Here is an 18,823-nt window from a genome sequence, read left to right as displayed (position 1 = left end):
GCGATATCCGCTCCCACTGCTCGTCCCGAAGGATCAGACGATCCAAAACACCCATGACTGCCTCCAAAAGACAGTCTTGAATCTGATTTGCTCACCCTTGGAAATCCCAAGAGTCCACACGACCTAGGGCGGAAACGGTCACGTCTTCCATGCCGCGCTCAATACGCCCAACATAAGAACGGTCGATGCTCGCCTCCAAAGTAAGCCTTTCCTGCGAAAGCCCTTTGCTGACGCGAAGCCTGCGCAGGTTCCATCCAATGGTTTGCCTGATAGGTCTTTGCCGATAAAGCTCGCGCATCTTTGCCGCCTGCAACAGGCCATAACGTGTCTAGGGCACAAGTTACCTGCCGAATTTCGAGCGATGAGTGTGGTGTTTTGAACCGGTCAACGTCGATGATCATGACCCCAAAATCCACCCCATCACAATCCGCCATAGTCTTTGCGGCTGCGTTACGCCCAGCCCCGCGCTGACGGCAGCAGGGGGAGAGTAAGCGGATTCGCGCGGCCCATTGTAATCAGCTCTGCCAGGAGGAACGCGGTCGTCGGGCCCAATGTGAAGCCCTGATGGCCGTGGCCAAAATGGAACCACAGGCCCTTATGCCGGGTCGGGCCGACGACAGGCAGCATGTCGGGCATGCAGGGGCGGGTACCCGACCATGGCGTAGCTTCGATGGGCTCGCGCAGCGCAAAAAGCTCGCGCGCAGCGTTGGTCGCGTGCCGAATTTGTCGCAATGCCGGCGCTGCTCCCGGCGGCGCCATATGCGCCCCGGTCAAAACCCGCCATCCTGCGTTCATCGGCGCAACCAGCGTGGAATTGTCGACATCCAGCATTGAGACGCGGGGCCCGTCTTGGCCTGAAAAATGCCTGTGATATCCGCGCTTGAACACCATGGGTATGCGATAGCCGAACGTTTTCGCGAGCGTCGGCGACCATGGCCCCAAGGCAACCACCGCGTTTTCAGCGCTGACGACGCCATCCTCAGACAACACGCGCCAACCGGCACCATTCTGCTGCAAGGTCATGGCGTCGCCGCGGGCCAGCGTACCACCGCGCGCCACGAAGAGAGCGGCGTAGCGCGCAACCAGCTCGCCTGGGTCACGGCAGGTCCAGGGTGAGGTCCAATGGACGGCACCCGCGAGCCGACGTTGCAGCGCGGGTTCGCTTGCCGCAAGTTCGTCCGCGTCAAGCACATCTGACGGCACGCCGTAGACACGCTTCAGCCGCTCCGCAGCCGCGGCAGCCGCTTCGAAATTCGCGGGCGTACGATAGACAGCGCGCCACCCCCGCCGGACGATCAGTTCGCCAGCGCCGGCGGGTTCGATGAAGCGCGCGTGATCGTCGCTCGCACGCAGCGCGAGCTGTGAATAGTTCGCAATGGTTCTCGCGTAAGGCGCAGCCGCCGATTGCGTGAAATAGCGCCAGAGCGGCCCCGCCAGGCGTGGCAGATCGAAAAGCCGCCAATCGACGTCGTTGCCGCGCTTTAGCACCACTCTAGCGATCTCGCTCACGGTGCGGGGGAAGGCATAGGGTTCGACGGCCTCAGTCTGGATGATGCCGGCGTTGCCATAGCTTGTTTCCCGCCCCGGTGCTTCGCGATCCAGCAGCACCACCTGGTGCCCGTTCTCCTGCAATGCAAGCGCGGTTGAGACGCCGACCATGCCGGCGCCGAGGACAATGGAGGTAGTCATTGTTGGGTTCCGTTGTGGAGTTGGTCAGAAAGTCAGGCGTGAACTGTAGCCGACCACGAATTGGATGAAGCGCGAGACGTCGACCATGTCGTCGCCCTTGTAGCGGATCGTGTAACCGTCGGTGCGCTCGACGCCCTTGAGATAGGAGAGATACTCGGCCGGCAGGCGATTTCGGAACACGATCTCCAGCGTCGGATTTTCCAACTTGAACGGTTTGGCTGCGCCGGCTCTCGCCAGCGCCGCCTTGACGCCCTCACGAATCCGACGATGCGCGACCGCCGGCGTCAGCGAGATCGCCGATTGTGTGTTGTAAACCTGCTTGACCGGCACCGTCACGATATCGCCGATGCGCGCCCTGATCTCGTCCAAGGCGATGTTGTCGCCCGAGGCGAGCAGTACCGGGACGTCGAAATGCCCGGCAATGGCGGCGTTGATGCCGGCCTCCGGCATGACGACACCGTTGATTCGCACCTCGGCGAAGGCCGTGCCGCCGATCGTGTGCGATAGCACGCCACCCGAATGGCTTGCTCCGGCGTGGTAGCCGAGAAGCATCGCACCAACGAAGGAACCGAGCTCGACACCCTGCATCATCATTAGCGGCCGCGGCCAGCTGCGCACGACCTGCACATAGTCGGGCAGACGGTCAATCAGGATGCTCTCGCCATTTCCGTGGGAATCGCTGAGGATAACCTCCTCCACACCTTCCTCGTGTGCAGCCTCGCACGCGTGAACCACGGTGTCTGTCATCCAGCGGCGCGCGTTTTCGTATTCGAAACCTTCCGGCATCAGCTGGTCGCGGCTTACGACCCCAACGATTCCCTCGATATCCGCGGAAATGTAGATGCGCATTCCTGCCTCCCTGGTCAGCCGCACGATGGCGCGAATGATGCATTTGACTTTCCGACGATAAACATAGTTTTATGATTAGAAAATATCTTTCTTGGTTGATGAGAGGCAAAAATGAAACTGTTTATTGCGGGGCTGGACACCGAAACCAACACCTTTTCGCCGATGCAGACGGGCCTTGAGGCCTTCCGGGAAAACCTGATCGCCTATGGCGATGCCACCAGCAGGTCGCTCAACTGCTGCTCGTCGCAGATGTCTGTCTGGCGCAATGCCGCTGAAGAAGAAGCCTGGGACGTGGTGGAGAGCCTCTGCGCCGTGGCTGAGCCCGGCGGCAAGACCACGCGGGCGGTCTATGAGAGCTTCCGCGCCACCATCCTCGGCGACCTCAAGGCGGCCATGCCGGTCGACGCCGTCATGCTTGCCCTGCACGGCGCATGCGTCGCCGAGGGCTATGACGATGTCGAGGGGGATCTGCTCGAGCTTGTGCGCGGAATGGTCGGGCCGAATGTCCCGGTTGCTGCCGAGCTCGATCTGCATTGCCACATCACCGATCGCATGCTCTCCAACGCCACCATGATCGCCACCTACAAGGAGTATCCGCACACCGACATCGAAGAGGTTGCCAGCCAATTGTTCCGGTTGATGAAGCGGACGCTGGCGGGCGAAGTGCGGCCGGTGATGGGCGTCTATGACTGCCGGATGATCAACACCTTCCACCCGCATCGCGCTCCGTTGCGCGGCATTGTCGACCGCATGAAAGCGATCGAGGGGCAGGAGGGCATTCTCTCGGTCTCTTTCGGTCACGGTTTCCCCTGGGGAGACGTCGAAGATGTCGGCGCCAAGATGCTCGTCGTTACCGACAACGATACAGGGAAGGCGGCACGCACCGCGGAGGCCTTTGGCAGAGAGATATTTGATGCGCGTGAGGAAATGCGCGGCACCTATCTCAGTATCGATGCCGCACTGGATCGGGCCGTCAAGGCGAAGGGCGGACCGATTGTGCTGGCCGATGTCTCCGACAATGCCGGCGGTGGGGCGCCTGGAGACTCGACCTTCATCCTGCGCCGCATCATCGAGCGCGGCATCGAAGACGTGGCGACATGCCTCTACTGGGATCCGATTGCGGTGCGCTTGTGCCGCGAGGCGGGAGAAGGGGCGACGCTGGCGCTCAGGATCGGCGGCAAGGTCGGGCCGGCCTCCGGCGACCCTCTGGACCTGACCGTGAAGATCAGACGCATTGCCTCCGGCATTACCCAGCGCTTCGGGCCGACGCCGCTCGGTATTGGCGACGCGGTATGGGTTACGGCAGGCGGCGTCGACATTGTGCTGAACACCGTGCGCACACAAACTTTCCACCCGGAATGTATGACGGCGCTGGGCTTGAACCCGACGCAGAGGAAGATTGTCGTGGTAAAATCGAGCAACCACTTCCGCGCCGGCTTCGAACCCATCGCCAGCGAAATCCTCTATGTCGGCGGCCCCGGCGCCTTGCAACCCAGCTTCGAGGATCTGCCCTTCACCAAACTGAAGCTTCCCTATTGGCCGAAGGTCGCCGACCCGTTCGCGCAGTAGGACGGATGCCATTTGGCTCGGCTCAACGCGGCGAAGATTCGGCAGCCATTCGCTGCCGTCGTTGCCAGCAAGGATGATCGGGGGCGTGCCGATGCAGGCAAGGGCGTCGCTCGGCGAGTATGGGATTGCTTTTCGAGCGATGTTGATTTCGGCCACGTATTATAGGAAATGGTTTTCCTATCATACCAATCGGATTCTGCCGCGTCGCGGGCTGAGCCGAGAGCGGCAGGCGGTCGTGACGGCTGCAGGCAAATTGGAGACGCCAACGATGACCGATGCGAAATCCAGCCTCGGCGATATCCTGAAGGAGATTCGCAACCGCAATCGCTGGACGTTGGCAGAGGTGAGTTCCATGACGGGGCTTGCGGTCTCGACCCTTTCCAAGGTCGAAAACAACCAGATGCAGCTCACCTACGACCGGTTGATCCAGCTGGCCCAAGGCCTCAAGGTCGACATCGTCGAGCTTTTCGGGACCACGGCGGGTGCTGAGGACGCCCCCAGTATGCTGGGGCGCCGCACTTACACCAGATCTGGCGAGGGGCGAGAGATCATCACGCAAAACTACGACTATCTCTATGTTTGTACGGAGATTTCGAAGAAGTCGATGGTTCCAATCGTGGCGGTGGCGCGCGCTCGCACACTCGAGGAGTTTGGGCCGCTTATCCGGCACAAGGGCGAGGAGTTCTTCTACGTTGTCGAAGGGGAACTCGAACTTCATACCGAGATCTATGCGCCCTTGCGGCTCAAAAAGGGCGATTCCTGCTACTTCGATGCCATGATGGGGCACGCCTATCTCAGCGTGAGCGAAGAACCTGCGCAAATCCTTTGCGTTTGCTCGACCCCGGAAACCGAATTGATCTCCACCTTGTCGACCGCACAGACGACCAAGCTCAAAAGCTGACAAAACTATAAAATAAGTACGATAAGAAAAAAATATTGCACTTAGGAAAATCGTTTCCTACTCTAGTGCTGCGGTTGGTGCCGGGAGGGCATCGTGCGCCGCAGTTCTGGGGAGGACTACGAGATGAACGCTTCCAAGTGGAAATCGATTGGCGTCGCCTTGCTTCTGGCATCAACGCCTCTTTCCGGCGCCATCGCTGCGCAGGACGTGCTGGTGCTGGCGCGAGCGGAAGATCCGCCAACCGCCGATCCTGGAGTTGAAATTAGCAACAGCGGCTACACACTGATTTACGCTGCCTATGAAAGGCTCGTTGCCTACAAGGGCGGCTCAACGGAGGTCGGGCCCGAACTGGCTGAAAGCTGGACCGCCGACGACGCCGGCCTCGTGTGGACCTTCAAGCTCGCCAGCGGCCACAAGTTCGATGACGGCGCACCGGTCGACGCCGCTGCCGTCAAATTCAGCTTCGATCGATTGATGAAGCTGAAGGCGGGTCCCTCGGACGCGTTTCCGGTGCTCAAGGAGGTCGAGGTCGTCGATCCGCAGACGGTGAGGTTCCATCTGACGGCGCCATTTGCGCGCTTCATCTCGACACTCGCCGTCTCCGGTGCGGCCATCATCAATCCCAAGGTGATGGAGCACGAGAAGGACGGCGACATGGCGAAGGCCTGGCTTGCGGAGCACTCCGCAGGTAGCGGTCCCTACCGTATCGCCTCCTGGGAGCGCAACCAGAGCATCGTACTCGACCGCAACGAGCACTACGCGGGCACAATGCCGGCGCTGAAACAAATCGTCATCCGCATCGTCGGCGACGTCTCGGCCCGCCGTCTTCAACTGACCAATGGTGATGCCGACATCATCGAACAGATCCCGCTCGATCAGGCGGAGGCGCTGCAGAAGGACGCCTCCGTCGTGGTCGAAAGCAATCCCAGCATGTATGTGAACTACATCTACATGAACAACCGCCAGCCGCCGCTGGATGACGCCAAGGTTCGCCAGGCGATTTCCTATGCAGTCGACTATCAAGGCATCATCGACGGTATCATGCTCGGCCAGGCCAAACAGATGCGCGGCGCGGTGCCTAGCGGTATGTGGGGGCACGACCTGCAGGGTTTCCAGTACACATACGATGTCGAGAAGGCCAAGGCCCTGCTCGCCGACTCCGGCAAGAGCGACATCCGCCTGACCTACACCTTCTCCCAGGCCGATCCCGCCTGGGAGCCGGTCGGGCTTGCGCTGCAGGCGTCTCTTGCGGAAATCGGCATCAAGCTCGATCTGCAGGCGGTCGCCGACACGACCAAACGCGAACTGGTGGCCAACGGCAAGTTCGATATGGCTCCCGGTGCCTGGACGCCTGATTTTGCCGACCCCTACATGTTCATGAACTATTGGTTCGACGCCGACAAAATGGGTGGTCCGGGCAACCGCTCCTTCTACGGCAACACCAAGGTGACCGCGCTCGTGAAAGAGGCGGGATCCATCGTTGACGAGGAGAAGCGCAAGGAACTCTATGTCGAAGCGCAGAAGCTCTCGACGCAGGACGCGCCCTATCTCTACATCATGGAAAAGAACGACATCTTCGCCCGCCGCGCCGTCGTGCAAGGCTATGTCTACAATCCCATGCTGATCCAGGTCTACAACTTCGGAACGATGTCGAAAACGGAATGAGAGAGCCGGATCAGACCGATCCTGTGGCCTTAATGGGCCTCATTCCACGGAACACCTGCCGCCGGCCTCAACGGCTGTGGCGGCAGGGTTTCATCGTTTCCCAAGCAAGGTCAGGGTTCTCCTGCCGGAAGGGCTGACGTCCATGGCAATCACCCGCATCATCATCCCGCGTCTGGTTCTTTTGCTTTTCGTGGTGTTAGGCGTCGCTGTCATCACTTTCTCGATCTCTCATCTCATACCGGGAGATCCAGCGCGCATGATCGCGGGCGACCGGGCGAGCGCCGAAACGCTTGAAAACGTCAGGCGCAGTCTGGGTCTTGATCGACCGGTCGTCGAACAGTTCACCATCTATATCGGCAATCTGCTGCAGGGCGATCTGGGGACATCTCTGCGTACCAATCGCCCGGTCGCCGGCGATATCCGCACCTTCCTGCCGGCAACGCTGGAGCTTGGAGCAGTCGCGCTCTTCATCGCGATCTGTCTGGGTGTGCCGCTTGGCGTGCTGTCGGCGGTCTATAAGGACGGTCCGATCGACCAGATTGCGCGCACGGTCTCTGTGTGCGGCATCTCGATGCCGGTGTTCTGGTTCGGTCTTATCCTGATCTATTTCTTCTACGCCAAGTTCCAGATACTGCCCGGCAGCGGGCGTCTGGCCATGGGCATCGTTGCGCCTGAACGCATCACCGGGTTCCTGTTGATCGACTCTCTGCTGCAAGGCCGCTTCGATGCCTTCCGCAGCGCCGTCTACCACATCATCCTGCCGGGCTTTGTGCTGGCCTTCGCCAATATGGGCGTGATCACGCGCCAGATTCGCGCCTCGATGCTGGATGTCCTGCAGGAAGATTACATTCGCACCGCGCGCGCCAGTGGCCTGCGCAAGGGCATGATCATCTTCAACTATGCGCTCAGAAACGCGTTGATCCCTTCTATCACCCTGTTGGGACTGGCACTTGGCGATCTCCTCTATGGCGCGGTACTGACCGAGACGATCTTCGCCTGGCCCGGCATGGGCACCTACGTCGTTACGTCCATTCAGACGCTCGATTTTCCCGCCATCATGGGTTTCACGATCGTCGCTTCCATTGGGTATGTGCTGATCAATCTTCTGGTCGATCTCGCCTACATGCTCGCCGACCCGCAGATCAGGGAGGTCTGACCATGTCCGCCGTCGTGCCGAGTGAACCTGCCGCGGCGAGCCCCGCGATGCGCAGGGCCAAGTCAATATCAGAGCGGCTGCGTTACCTCTGGTACCTCAGCCGCCGAAGCCCGCTGACCTTGGTCGGCGCTGCCGTCATTCTGCTCGTTCTCATCATGATCATCGCCGCACCGGTGATCGCGCCATACAACCCCGACAAGGTCTCCCTGACGGCGCGCCTGTTACCACCCAGCGCCGCCCATTGGTTCGGTACCGACGAGGTTGGCCGCGACCTGTTCTCGCGCGTGATCTATGGGGCAAGGGCGTCCTGCGGCGCCGCCTTCATGATTGTCCTGATTTCGATGTCGGTTGGGGTGCTGATCGGTTGTTTTTCCGGCGTGGTCGGCGGACGGGTCGACACCGCCATCATGCGGCTCATGGACGTCGTCCTTGCTTTGCCGGCGCTCGTGTTGGCCATGGCGCTGGCCGCCGCCCTTGGACCGAGCCTGTTCAACTCCATGCTGGCCGTGGCGATCGTGCGTATTCCCGCCTATGTGCGCCTGGCACGAGGTCAAACGCTTTCCTTGCGCGAGCAGGTTTTCGTGAAGGCGTCGCGCACCTTCGGCGCCTCGCCGTTCTATATTCTCCGCTGGCATATCCTGCCAAACGCCATGTCGCCGATCATCGTGCAGGCGACGCTCGATCTTGGCGGCGTTGTGTTGATCGCAGCCGCCCTCAGCTTCATCGGCCTCGGTGCTCAGCCGCCCACCTCCGAATGGGGCGCGCTCGTCAGCAGCGGCCGCAGCTACATGCTCGATCAGTGGTGGTATGCGACTTTCCCAGGTCTCGCCATTCTGATCACGGCCATGGGATGCAATCTCGTTGGCGACGGCATTCGCGATATGCTCGACCCGCGCTTGAGGGACAGATGATGACTGGTACGGCAGAGTTACGCGGCCAGGCGCTGGCCATTCACAATCTGTCACTGGAGTTTCCCACCTTCAGCGGCGCGGTCAAGGCGCTCGACAACGTGTCGATCAATGTCGGAAAGGCCGAGATCGTCGGGATCGTCGGCGAGTCCGGCTGCGGCAAATCGGTGACGACCATGGCCGCGACTGGGCTGCTGCCCAGGGGGCGCTACAGGATCACCGGCGGCTCGGTTAGGCTCTTTAACCATAACACCCTCGCCATGGACGAGAGTCAGCTGCAGGATGTGCGCGGCAAGATGGTCTCGACCATCTTTCAGGAACCGATGAACGCGCTCAACCCGACGATCCGCATTGGCAAGCAACTGACTGACGTCATCATGCGTCACGAGGAGGCAAGCTTGCCGGATGCCAGGCGCATTGCTCGGGATATTCTTGCCGACATGCTGATCGGCGAGCCGGAGCGAGTCATGAAGCTCTACCCTTTCGAACTCTCCGGCGGCATGCGACAGCGGGTTTTGATCGCGATGGCATTCTCCTGCAATCCCGGCCTCATCATCGCCGACGAGCCGACGACTGCCCTCGATGTCACGGTCCAGGCCGTGATACTGCGGCTTATTCAGAACCGCGCCCGCCGGACCGGGACGTCGGTGGTCTTCATTTCGCACAACGTCGCCGTCGTGTCGCAGCTCTGCGATCGACTTTACGTGATGTATGCCGGAAGGATCGTGGAGCATGGCGCAACCCGAACAGTTCTCGATGCGCCGCTGCATCCCTATACCCAGGCGCTGCTGCGCTGCCTGCCGGAACGGGTGGCGCCGAAGCAGGAGCTCGAAGCGATCACCGGCGCGGTACCGACCCTAATGCACCCGCCTGCCGGCTGCTATTTCCAGCCACGATGCAAGGAACCGGTTGATCTCTGTCGATCCCGGTCTCCGCAGCTGGCGGGGTCCGATGGCCGAGAGGTAGCGTGCTGGCGGCGTGGTGTCGCACCCGAAACATCAGAGCAGGGGAGCCGGCAATGACCGAAGGCGTTGACACGATAGCCCGGCCTGTTCTGGAGGTTTCCGATCTCAATGTCCGCTTCCCGGCATCCCGCGACTGGCTCGGTCGCCCCACCTCGCATGTCCACGCCGTCAACGGCGTCACCCTTCAGGTTCGCGGCGGTGGAAGCCTCGGCATTGTCGGCGAGTCCGGTTGCGGCAAGAGCACGCTCGCCCAGGCGATCATCGGGCTTGCGCCCTACGAGAAGGGCAGGGTGGCGATCGACGGCGAGGATTTGCAGGCAGCACAGGGAAGGCAGAAACGCGAACTGCGGCAGAAGATGCAGATCGTTTTCCAGGATCCGCAATCCTCGCTCGATCGCCGCCTGCCGGTCTGGCGGCTGATCAGCGAACCGCTGCACATTCGCGGCGGGCACAGCAATGCCGAACTGCATGCGAAGGCGGGGCAACTGGCCGTTGCCGTCGGGTTGAGGCCGGAACATCTGGATCGTCTGCCCCACGAATTTTCAGGCGGCCAGCGCCAGCGCATCGCAATCGCCCGCGCCATCAGCACGGATCCCGATCTCATGGTGTTGGACGAGCCGACATCGGCGCTCGATGTGTCGGTGCAGGCGCAGATCGTCAACCTGCTTTTGAAGTTGCAGCGGGAGCGGGGGCTAACGTACCTCTTGATTTCGCACGATGTCGCGCTGGTGCGCCATTTCTGCGACGATGTCGCTGTGATGTATCTCGGCCAGATCGTTGAATCAGGTCCGGCCGACGAGGTTCTTGGCAATCCTCGGCACCCATACACCCAAACGCTTCTGGCCTCAGCTCCGAGTTTCGCAAGTCCCTTGCCGACCATTGCCGAGGTGCGGATGGGGGAGCTTCCAAACAACCGCAAACTGCCCGCCGGTTGCTTCTACAAGGAACGGTGCGGCAAGGCCGCTGCTGGCTGTGAGGCACCGCAGGTTCTCCAGCGCCTCAGCGATGGCGCGCGCCACGCGAGATGTCATCTGGCGCAGGGTTAAGGCGCAGACGAGCGCTATAGGTGCGCTCCGCCTTCCGTCGGCATGATATTTCCGACTGTGCAAATTTGGAGCTGTTCGCTGCGCTCGGGCGAAGCGCGACCCACCGCTTGCCGATAGCCTTCGGTGGTAGCGGCCGCAGTCAAAAAGGGTGGGCTCGACGCGTGACTGCACCGCTGCCGCACCAACCGGCTCGGTTCCGCAGAGGGCGGATGTGCCGCCCTCTGCCCCTTTTGACGTGTCAACGTTTGTGATGGACGCTTTGCAGGCCATAGACCGGTGAATGAATACCTTCCATGCGTGCCTTCAGTTGCAGCGACAGATACTGCGAATAATGGCGCGACTGGTGCAGGTTGCCGCCGTGGAACCACAGTGCCTCCTGTTGCGTCGGCTTCCACATGTTGCGCTGTTCGCCTTCCCAGGGGCCGGGATCCTTCGGCGTATCGGAGCCGAGGCCCCAGACTTTGCCGACCCTGTCGGCGGTGTCCTGGTCGATGAGATCTGCGACCCAGCCGTTCATCGAACCGTAGCCCGTCGCATAGACGATGACGTCGGCCAGGATTTCCTTGCCGTCAGACAGTTTTACGGAGGTTTCGGTGATTTCCTCCACCTGTCCCGCGGCAAGCTTCACCTTGCCATCGATGATCAGCTGCGAAGCGCCGATATCGATGTAGTACCCGGATCCGCGGCGCAGGTACTTCATGAACAGACCTGAACCATCCGCCCCCCAATCCAGCTGGAAGCCGACTTTCTCCAGCGCCGCGTAGAAGTTGGCGTCGCGTTCGCGCATCTTGTCGTAAAGCGGGATCTGGAACTCGTGCATGATCCGATAGGGGAGCGAGGCGAAGATGAGGTCCGCCTTGCCCGTCGTCACGCCATTCGCCAGCGCCTGTTCGGAATAGAGCCCGCCGAGGCCGATATCCATCAGCGTGTCGGACTTGACGATATGGGTCGTCGAGCGCTGGATCATCGTGACGTCGACGCCCGCCTCGAAAAGCGCGGCGCAGATGTCATGGGCCGAATTGTTCGAACCGATCACGACAACCTTCTTGCCCTTGTAGCCATCCGGCCCCGGGTGCTGCGAGGAATGATGCTGCTCACCCTTGAAGCGCTCGCGGCCCTTGAAATCCGGAATGTTCGGCTTGCCGGACATGCCTGTTGCAAAGACGAGTTGCTTCGGCCGCAGCAGCACTTCCTCACCGTTGCGGTCGACCACGATCGCCCATTCCTTCGTGGCTTCGTCCCATTTTGCCGATTTGGCGGTGGAGCGTGTCCAGTAGTTCAGCTCCATCACCTTCGTATAGAATTCCAGCCAATCACCGATCTTGTCCTTCGGCGTGAAGACCGGCCAGTTCTTCGGGAAATCGATGTAGGGCAGGTGATCGTACCAGACGGGGTCGTGCAGACAGAGCGACTTATAGCGCTTGCGCCAGCTGTCGCCTGGCCGATCGTTCTTTTCGAGGATGATGGTGGGCACGCCCAACTGGCGAAGCCGAGCGCCAAGCGCAATGCCGCCCTGTCCGCCGCCGATGATCACCACATAGGGCTGCGTTTCATAGCCTAGGGTGCGCTCCTCATGCTCGCGCTCCTCTTTCCAGGTTTTCGCACCGACATTCTGACCGTGCTTGGCGCCGAGCGGGCGGGTAAAGCCGGACTTCTCCTCGTGGCCCTTAAGTTCGGCCAACGCCGTCAGCAGAGTCCAGATAAGGCCGTTCTTGATGCGCACAAGGCCATAGCCGCGCCCTGTCGCTGTCTCGAAAGAGATCCAGCTTTCGAGCACGCCATCCGCCTCGATCGCTTCCTCGCCGGCGGCGACGCGCCAATTGGAGGGCTTTGCGGAGGCGAGCTGTGCATGAAGCATGTCGCGCACCTGATCCCGGCCCTCGACCGTCTTGATGTTCCAGGTGAAGGCGACGAGGTCGCGCCAGTAGCATTCCTCGGCGAAGAGGTTGACCGCATCATCGATACGGCCGGTTTCGAGTGCGCCGCCGAGGGCATCAAGCAGCGCATGGACGCGGGTGGTGGGGGTCTTCTCGAGCATCGTTTCTCCTCCTGCTCTTTGATGGAAAACGGGACGGCTCCTCAACCGTCCCGCAACGCGGACCGGCCTAACGCTTGAGGTCGATCAGAATTTTCAAATGGGTGCCGGCGGGATCGAGTAGCTTGTCGAACCCTGCCGAGACCGCCTCGTCGAGCGAGACATATTTGGTGACGATCCGCCGAGCCGGAATCTGGCCGCTGGCGATCAAGCGCGCCACACGCGGCCAGTAATGGGTCGGGTAGGCCCAGGAGCCGCGAATATCGATGTCCTTGAAGGTCACGTCGAACCAGTTCAGCGGGTTTTCACCGGGATGAAGGCCGGTCTGTACGACGACACCCTGCTTGCGCACGGCGCCTGCGCAACTCTTGAGCGCATGTTCGTTGCCGACGCATTCGATAGCGACGTCGCAGCCGACGCCGCCTTCGGTCTCGGCTTGCACAACGTCGCTGACCTTCTCCATCTTTGGATTGATCGTGCGGGCTTCGCCTAGTGCCTCTTTCGCCAGCGACAGCCGCGTTTCGTTGAGATCGGAGAGGAAGATCTTCGACGCGCCTGCGGCTCGCGCGGCCATGGCGACGAGGATGCCGATCGGTCCCGCGCCGGTGACCAGCACACTGTTGCCGGCGGTGACGCCGCCGCGGTCGCAGGCGTAAACGGCGACTGCGGTCGGTTCTATCAGCGCGGCTTCCTCGTCGGACAGCGCATCTGGAATGGGTTGGACATTGTAGTCGTTGAGAAGGGCGGCCTCCGCCATCCCCCCGGAATGCCAGGAGAGGCCTGCAAGTGCGAGGTTGGCGCTCAGGTGAAACAGACCGCGATCGGCATAATAGTCGCCGCGGCGCGGCATGATCAGCGGCTGGATCGAGACCCGGTCGCCCTGCTTCACATGGCGGACCCCTTGGCCGACCGCCTTCACGACGCCGCCGAATTCATGACCGAGGATCTGTGGTCCATGGGCGCCCGTGAAGGGATGCGGCTCCTTCGGAATGAAGATCGGGCCATAGGCGTATTCATGCAGATCGGTTCCGCAGATGCCGCAGAAGCGATTTTCCACCAGCACCTCGCCCGGTCCGGGCGCAGGCGGGGCCTCGACATCGTCAATGCGCAGATCCTTGGCGGCGTGAAAGCGCAGAGCTTTCATTGTGTTTCCTCCTGTTGTTCTTGCGCAGGAGGTTCAGCAAACGGCATGCCAGATCGCGATGTTGCCTATTTGTGGCGTAATATCAATGATTTAAAATAAACGCAGCCGTAAGCCTCGGGGAATGCAACAGTTGCTCCGCAACAGGTGTTGCAGGCGTTGCGTCAGTTGAGCCGCTTCAGGCGACGGTGGATGGTCGAGCGGTTGACGCCGAGCTTCCTCGCAAGTGCCGAGACGTTGTCGCCGCAGTCTCGCAGCGCCTGACGCAGTGCATCATCCTCGCCAGGCAGCGAACGGACGGCGGCGGAGAAGAGATGTTCCGGCAGGCACTCGGTATCGATGAGGCCCCCTTCGGAAAGCGCGGCGGCCACCCGCAAGACGTTGGAAAGCTCGCGCAGATTTCCCGGCCATTGATGCGCCAGCAATACCGCCCGCGCAGCCTTGTCGATGCGGTAGGACTCGTTGTTCTCCTTCTCGATGCGAGCGAGCAACTGGTCGATCAGCCAGCCGAGATCCTGACGCTCACGCAATGCGGGGAGGCAGAGCGTCGCGGCGTTCAGACGGTAATAAAGGTCTTGTCGGAAACGGCCCTCCTTCACCAGTTCCGCCAGATCGCGGTGGGAGGCAGAGACCACGCGCAGGCGGATCGGGCGGGCCTTCAGTGCGCCAACGGCCTGCACCTCATTTTCCGAAAGCACGCGCAGCAAGCGGCTTTGCAGCGTGAGCGGCATGTCGCCAATCTCGTCGAGGAAAAGGGTGCCGCCGTCCGCCTCCTCGATCAAGCCGCGCTTGCCTTTTTGGCTTGCGCCGGTGAAGGCACCGGGCGCGTAACCGAAGAGTTCGGATTCAATGAGATGCTCCGGGATCGCCGCGCAATTGACGGCGACGAATTTGCCGTTGTCGCCGCAGCTGTCATGGATCGCCCGAGCAAGGTATTCCTTGCCGCTGCCCGTTTCGCCCTGGATTAAGATCGGAATGCGATGGGTGGCAAGCTTGGCAGCGCGCGCCTGCATCCCTTCCATTGCAGCGTCGCCGCAGCTCAGATCGCGTAAGGCTCGCGGCAGTCGCAGTTCCGCTTCGGCAGGCGTGCGGATGCTGACGACTGGCGCGATCGCACTTGCAAAGAGGACCAGGCCGCTCTTGGCCCGGAGCAGACGTTCGCCGTTCGGCCGGCCGCGCATGAAGTTGGGCAGATCGTCTACGCCGATATCAAATACCTCGGAGATAGACAGGCTAAGGAAATCACGTGTCCGCAGGCCTTGCATATTCATTGAACGGGCGAGCGCTCCGAAACCGCCATGGGTCATGCCGGTGATGCGCCCGCTGCCGTCCAGAGCGATGGCGGCGTCCGGGTCGACATCTAGGAATTCCGGGGACCTGGCGAGTCGCAGTACCCAATCATTGCGGGTACGGGTCATGAGGTTGGCGAGCTCGATCCGACGCGCGGTGGCGGACACGAGATGCAGCGCCAGTTGCTGGCTCGCCTTGGCCGATGGCGATCGGAGCTGGGATATGTCGAGCACGGCGGTGAGGTCACCGAGCGTGTCGAAGACGGGAGCTGCCGTACAGGTCAGCCCGATATGGCTGGTGTCGAAATGATCGTCCTGATGAATGATGACCGGCTCCCCGGAGACGATGCATGCCCCTACAGCGCAGGTGCCTGCGCGGCTCTCTGACCATTCCGAGCCGAGATAGAGCCCGGCCTTGCGCAACTGGTTGTCGAAGGTCGGGTCCCCCATGAAATCTACCGTGACGCCGCGCGCATCTGACAACAGCAAAACATAGTTCTGCTCGGCGACTTGGTTGAACAGCCCCTCGAGGCCGGAGCGGCCGATGCGGATCAGTTCTTCGGCTTGCTCGCGATGCTCGCGCAACTTCTGTCCCGGAACAATATAGGCTTCCTGCGCGATCGCGGGATCCAGCTTGTAGTCGTTGAGGCAGCGAAGCCAGGACCGGACGACGGGTTCATCTCGCGGGCTCGCTCCCCCCGAGGCAACACGCTCTATCTCACGTATATGCGATAGCGGCGTCGACATTGATCGTCCTCCCAAACGGGAGGCTGACACACTCTCGTTGGCAACGTCAAGTTAACGAGGGCGTGACTTGATGCCGGCAACCGGTAATGAGGACTGGCCGTGGGATTTTCGTTCCGAGCAACATTTCGAACTCGGCGATGAAAGCCTGCGCCTTACCCTGACGGTGGAGAACCGCTCCGAGCGGCCGATGCCTGCCGGCATGGGCTGGCATCCCTATTTCACCTCGCGCGATGCCATCGTTTCCGATGCGCGTCACCTCTGGTCGCATCGTCCGGACTATCTGCCGGACGGTACCCGTGACGAGGATCCGACTGCCGTTTTTCGGCGCGCTTGCCATGTGGCGCCAAGGGTATGGCTCGGCCATCGTTTTTCCTCCTGCCTTGCTGCAGCTTGCAAGTGTCGCCTCGCCACCGAAAACGGTCAACTCTCACTTTGCACAACCCATCGTCTATCGATTGACTGTCCGAGCAGGTTGGACACCCCGAATTGGGGCGTACCATCGCTCCTCGGCTGGCATTTCGTGGCGTGGGTCCGCCGTGCTCGGCACATCAAATGCAACAGCAGCAAGCCTTTCCACCAAAGCTGTTGGCGCTTGTGAAGTGGCTGCCGCATTACTTCTTTCCCTGGAACTCGATCTTCGCCGCTTCGGCCGTGGCCTATTGGGCCTGGGTGATCCCGCCGATGGAGACAATGCAGGCGCTGGGCATCCGTTGGATCGCCTGGCTCTATACGATCAACGCTGTTTGTGTTCTCGTCTTCTACGGCGCCTTCGAGCTGCATCTCTATGTGCTGAAGCGGCAGCAAAACCGCTTCAAGTATAACGGCAAGTTCCCCGCCGACCAGAAAAGCAAGGCCTTCTGGTTCGAAAGCCAGAACGTCGACAACATCCTGCGCACGTTTCTGTCAGGAGTGACAATCTGGACCGCGATCGAGGTCCTGATGCTGTGGGCCTACGCCAACGGCTATGCCCCTTGGCTGACCCTCGCGGAAAACCCCTGGACGCTGGCGCTGGTCGCACTCGCCGTCCCGGTCATCCACGAATTTCACTTCTTCTGTGTTCATCGGCTGATCCACACGCCGCTCCTCTACAAATGGGTGCATTCCGTCCATCACAATTCGGTCAATCCCTCGCCCTGGTCGTCGCTTTCGATGCACCCTGTCGAGCACCTGCTCTACTTCGCGACGGCGTTCTACCACCTCGTCCTGCCATCCAACCCGATCATCATGCTCTACCAGCTCCACTATGCCGGTTTTGGTGCGATCCCTGGCCATGTGGGCTTCGACAAGGTCGAGGTCGGCGAAGACAGGCTGGTCGATAGCCACGCTTACGCGCACTACCTGCACCACAAGTATTTCGAGGTGAACTATGGCGATGCCCTGATCCCGCTCGATCGCTGGTTCGGCACCTGGCACGACGGTTCTCCCGAGGGCGAATCCAGGATGCAGGAGCGGTATCGCAAGCGAAAGGAAAAACTCGCAGCCCGCAAGGCACGCAACGCAATCGGGGAGGCCGCCGAATGAGCAACCTTATGACCTGGGTTTCAGCCTGCAAAATCGATGACATCGAACAGGAAGGGGCGCTGCGCTTCGACCATGCTGGCCGCACCTACGCGATTTATCGCGGCCCGGATGACAGCGTCTACTGCACGGCCGGCCTCTGCACGCATGAGGCGATCCATCTTGCCGAAGGCCTGGTCATGGACTTCGAGGTGGAATGTCCCAAGCATTCCGGCGCCTTCGACTATCGCACCGGCGAGGCCCTGCGGCTTCCCGCCTGCGAGAACCTGAGAACCTATCCGGCCGAAGTGATCGACGGAGAAGTGCGCGTGGCCCTCGGCTAGAGGAACCCGCTACCGAACAGGCCCGTGGGGCCTCCGGAATGCGATCGGGTGATCCGGCACCCATTGGGAGGATGAGATGAAATCCATGTGCCTGGCAGCCGTTCTGGCCGCCTTGATGGGAAGTGCTGCGTCGGCGGAGACGATCGGCGTCTCGATGCAGAGCTTCGATAACAACTTCCAGACCTTGCTGCGCCAGGGGCTTGACGCGAGAGCTTCTGAGGTCAGCGGCGTCAGTCTTCAGATCGAAGATGCGCAGACCGACATTTCCAAGCAGCGCAGTCAGGTGGACAATTTCATCGCGTCGGGTGTGGACGCGATCATCATGACGCTGGCCGATACGTCGGCTGCTCCGGGCATCAGCGAGGCGGCGCAAAAAGCCGGCATTCCGCTCGTCTATCTCAATCTCCAGCCCGACAATGTCGACAGGCTACCGGAAAAGCAGGCCTATGTCGGCTCGAAGGAGACCGACTCCGGCAGATTGGGTGCCGAGGCCGCCTGTGAGCTCCTGAAGGCAAAAGGAAAGGCGAGCGATGCCCAGGTCTACATCCTAATGGGGGATCTGGCGCATCAGGCTTCGCGAGATCGCACGTCGTCGGTGAAGGAGACGCTGGCGGCGGGCGATTGCAAGGGCGTGACGATCGCAGATGAACAATCCGCCGCCTGGACACGCACCAATGCGATGGATCTGACCACGAACTGGATCACCGCCGGCCGCCCCATCGACGTTATCTTCGCCAACAATGACGAGATGGCAATCGGCGCAATACAGGCGTTGAAAGCGGCCGGCATATCGATGGACGACGTGATCGTCGTCGGTATCGACGCGACCCAGGACGGCCTGGCGGCCATGGCTGCGGGCGACCTCGATGTGACGGTATTCCAGAACGCCAAGGGCCAGTCGGCGAGCGCCGTGGACGCCGCCGCGGCGCTGGCTCAGGGCAAGAGCATCGAGAAGGCAGTCTGGGTACCCTTCGAGCTCGTTACGCCCAAGAACATGGCCGAATACGCCCATCAGAACTGAT

Annotated in this window: 15 protein-coding genes and 2 pseudogenes; 11 read left to right on the top strand and 6 right to left on the bottom strand. The window is 61.2% G+C overall.

The genetic code is table 11. The features are described from left to right. Positions 1-124: 124 nt before the first annotated feature. From AC244_RS35685 to AC244_RS25540, 3 genes and pseudogenes are all read right to left on the bottom strand, one after another. A pseudogene (locus tag AC244_RS35685) lies at positions 125-298 on the bottom strand (helix-turn-helix domain-containing protein); the annotation flags it as partial. 152 nt (positions 299-450) lie between these two features. After that, complete coding sequence (locus AC244_RS25545; RefSeq protein ID WP_053251634.1) at positions 451-1,689, bottom strand: NAD(P)/FAD-dependent oxidoreductase; 1,239 nt, start codon at positions 1,687-1,689, stop codon at positions 451-453. Between the two features lie 24 nt (positions 1,690-1,713). Beyond that, on the bottom strand, positions 1,714-2,538 hold the full coding sequence (locus tag AC244_RS25540) for a M55 family metallopeptidase (protein ID WP_053251633.1): 825 nt from the start codon (positions 2,536-2,538) through the stop codon (positions 1,714-1,716). 111 nt (positions 2,539-2,649) lie between these two features. On the opposite strand from AC244_RS25540, the gene AC244_RS25535 reads away from it, so the two are divergent. From AC244_RS25535 to AC244_RS25505, 7 genes are all read left to right on the top strand, one after another. Then, a complete protein-coding gene (locus AC244_RS25535) occupies positions 2,650-4,107 on the top strand; it encodes a M81 family metallopeptidase (RefSeq protein WP_053251632.1) in 1,458 nt (485 codons plus the stop codon). A gap of 268 nt (positions 4,108-4,375) precedes the next feature. Then, on the top strand, positions 4,376-5,008 hold the full coding sequence (locus AC244_RS25530; protein WP_053251642.1) for a helix-turn-helix domain-containing protein: 633 nt from the start codon (positions 4,376-4,378) through the stop codon (positions 5,006-5,008). A 93-nt stretch (positions 5,009-5,101) separates the two neighbouring features. Beyond that, positions 5,102-6,673: an ABC transporter substrate-binding protein gene (locus AC244_RS25525; RefSeq protein WP_234717031.1), complete on the top strand. Its 1,572-nt coding sequence runs from the start codon at positions 5,102-5,104 to the stop codon at positions 6,671-6,673. A 142-nt stretch (positions 6,674-6,815) separates the two neighbouring features. Then, on the top strand, positions 6,816-7,829 hold the full coding sequence (locus AC244_RS25520; protein WP_053251630.1) for an ABC transporter permease: 1,014 nt from the start codon (positions 6,816-6,818) through the stop codon (positions 7,827-7,829). A 2-nt stretch (positions 7,830-7,831) separates the two neighbouring features. Continuing rightward, positions 7,832-8,740, top strand: a complete 909-nt coding sequence (ddpC, locus tag AC244_RS25515) for a D,D-dipeptide ABC transporter permease (RefSeq protein WP_053251629.1) — start codon at positions 7,832-7,834, stop codon at positions 8,738-8,740. Further along, positions 8,737-9,759, top strand: a complete 1,023-nt coding sequence (locus tag AC244_RS25510) for an ABC transporter ATP-binding protein (RefSeq protein ID WP_152976099.1) — start codon at positions 8,737-8,739, stop codon at positions 9,757-9,759. Before ddpC ends, AC244_RS25510 begins: the two co-directional genes overlap by 4 nt. Beyond that, positions 9,756-10,748, top strand: coding sequence for an oligopeptide/dipeptide ABC transporter ATP-binding protein (locus tag AC244_RS25505; protein WP_053251628.1), 993 nt, complete (start codon positions 9,756-9,758; stop codon positions 10,746-10,748). Before AC244_RS25510 ends, AC244_RS25505 begins: the two co-directional genes overlap by 4 nt. A 238-nt stretch (positions 10,749-10,986) precedes the next feature. On the opposite strand, the gene AC244_RS25500 is transcribed toward AC244_RS25505, so the two are convergent. The 3 genes from AC244_RS25500 to AC244_RS25490 all read right to left on the bottom strand — a co-directional run bounded on the left by AC244_RS25500 (position 10,987) and on the right by AC244_RS25490 (position 15,960). Beyond that, entirely contained in the window at positions 10,987-12,786 is a 1,800-nt protein-coding gene (locus AC244_RS25500; RefSeq protein WP_053251627.1) for an NAD(P)/FAD-dependent oxidoreductase, read from the bottom strand. A 67-nt stretch (positions 12,787-12,853) separates the two neighbouring features. Then, entirely contained in the window at positions 12,854-13,927 is a 1,074-nt protein-coding gene (locus AC244_RS25495; RefSeq protein WP_053251626.1) for a 2,3-butanediol dehydrogenase, read from the bottom strand. A 161-nt stretch (positions 13,928-14,088) separates the two neighbouring features. After that, positions 14,089-15,960, bottom strand: coding sequence for a sigma-54-dependent Fis family transcriptional regulator (locus AC244_RS25490; RefSeq protein WP_053251625.1), 1,872 nt, complete (start codon positions 15,958-15,960; stop codon positions 14,089-14,091). 70 nt (positions 15,961-16,030) lie between these two features. Between AC244_RS25490 and AC244_RS37680 the strand changes: the two genes are divergently transcribed. The 4 genes and pseudogenes from AC244_RS37680 to AC244_RS25470 all read left to right on the top strand — a co-directional run bounded on the left by AC244_RS37680 (position 16,031) and on the right by AC244_RS25470 (position 18,822). Beyond that, positions 16,031-16,558 (top strand): hypothetical protein, encoded by a 528-nt coding sequence (locus AC244_RS37680; RefSeq protein WP_234717033.1) that lies wholly within the window; start codon positions 16,031-16,033, stop codon positions 16,556-16,558. Then, positions 16,528-17,481, top strand: a pseudogene (locus AC244_RS25480) (sterol desaturase family protein); the annotation flags it as partial. The gene AC244_RS37680 and the pseudogene AC244_RS25480, both read left to right, overlap by 31 nt. Positions 17,482-17,489: 8 nt before the next feature. Then, positions 17,490-17,801: a MocE family 2Fe-2S type ferredoxin gene (locus tag AC244_RS25475; RefSeq protein ID WP_053251639.1), complete on the top strand. Its 312-nt coding sequence runs from the start codon at positions 17,490-17,492 to the stop codon at positions 17,799-17,801. A 76-nt stretch (positions 17,802-17,877) separates the two neighbouring features. Then, complete coding sequence (locus AC244_RS25470) at positions 17,878-18,822, top strand: substrate-binding domain-containing protein (RefSeq protein WP_053251623.1); 945 nt, start codon at positions 17,878-17,880, stop codon at positions 18,820-18,822. Position 18,823 lies beyond the last annotated feature (1 nt).

The organism is Ensifer adhaerens (assembly GCF_001270265.1).
In the GTDB taxonomy this organism is placed as follows: Bacteria; Pseudomonadota; Alphaproteobacteria; order Rhizobiales; family Rhizobiaceae; genus Ensifer; species Ensifer adhaerens_B.
The sequence above is the reverse complement of the archived record's forward strand: the minus strand, read 5'-3'. Positions and strand labels throughout refer to the sequence as shown.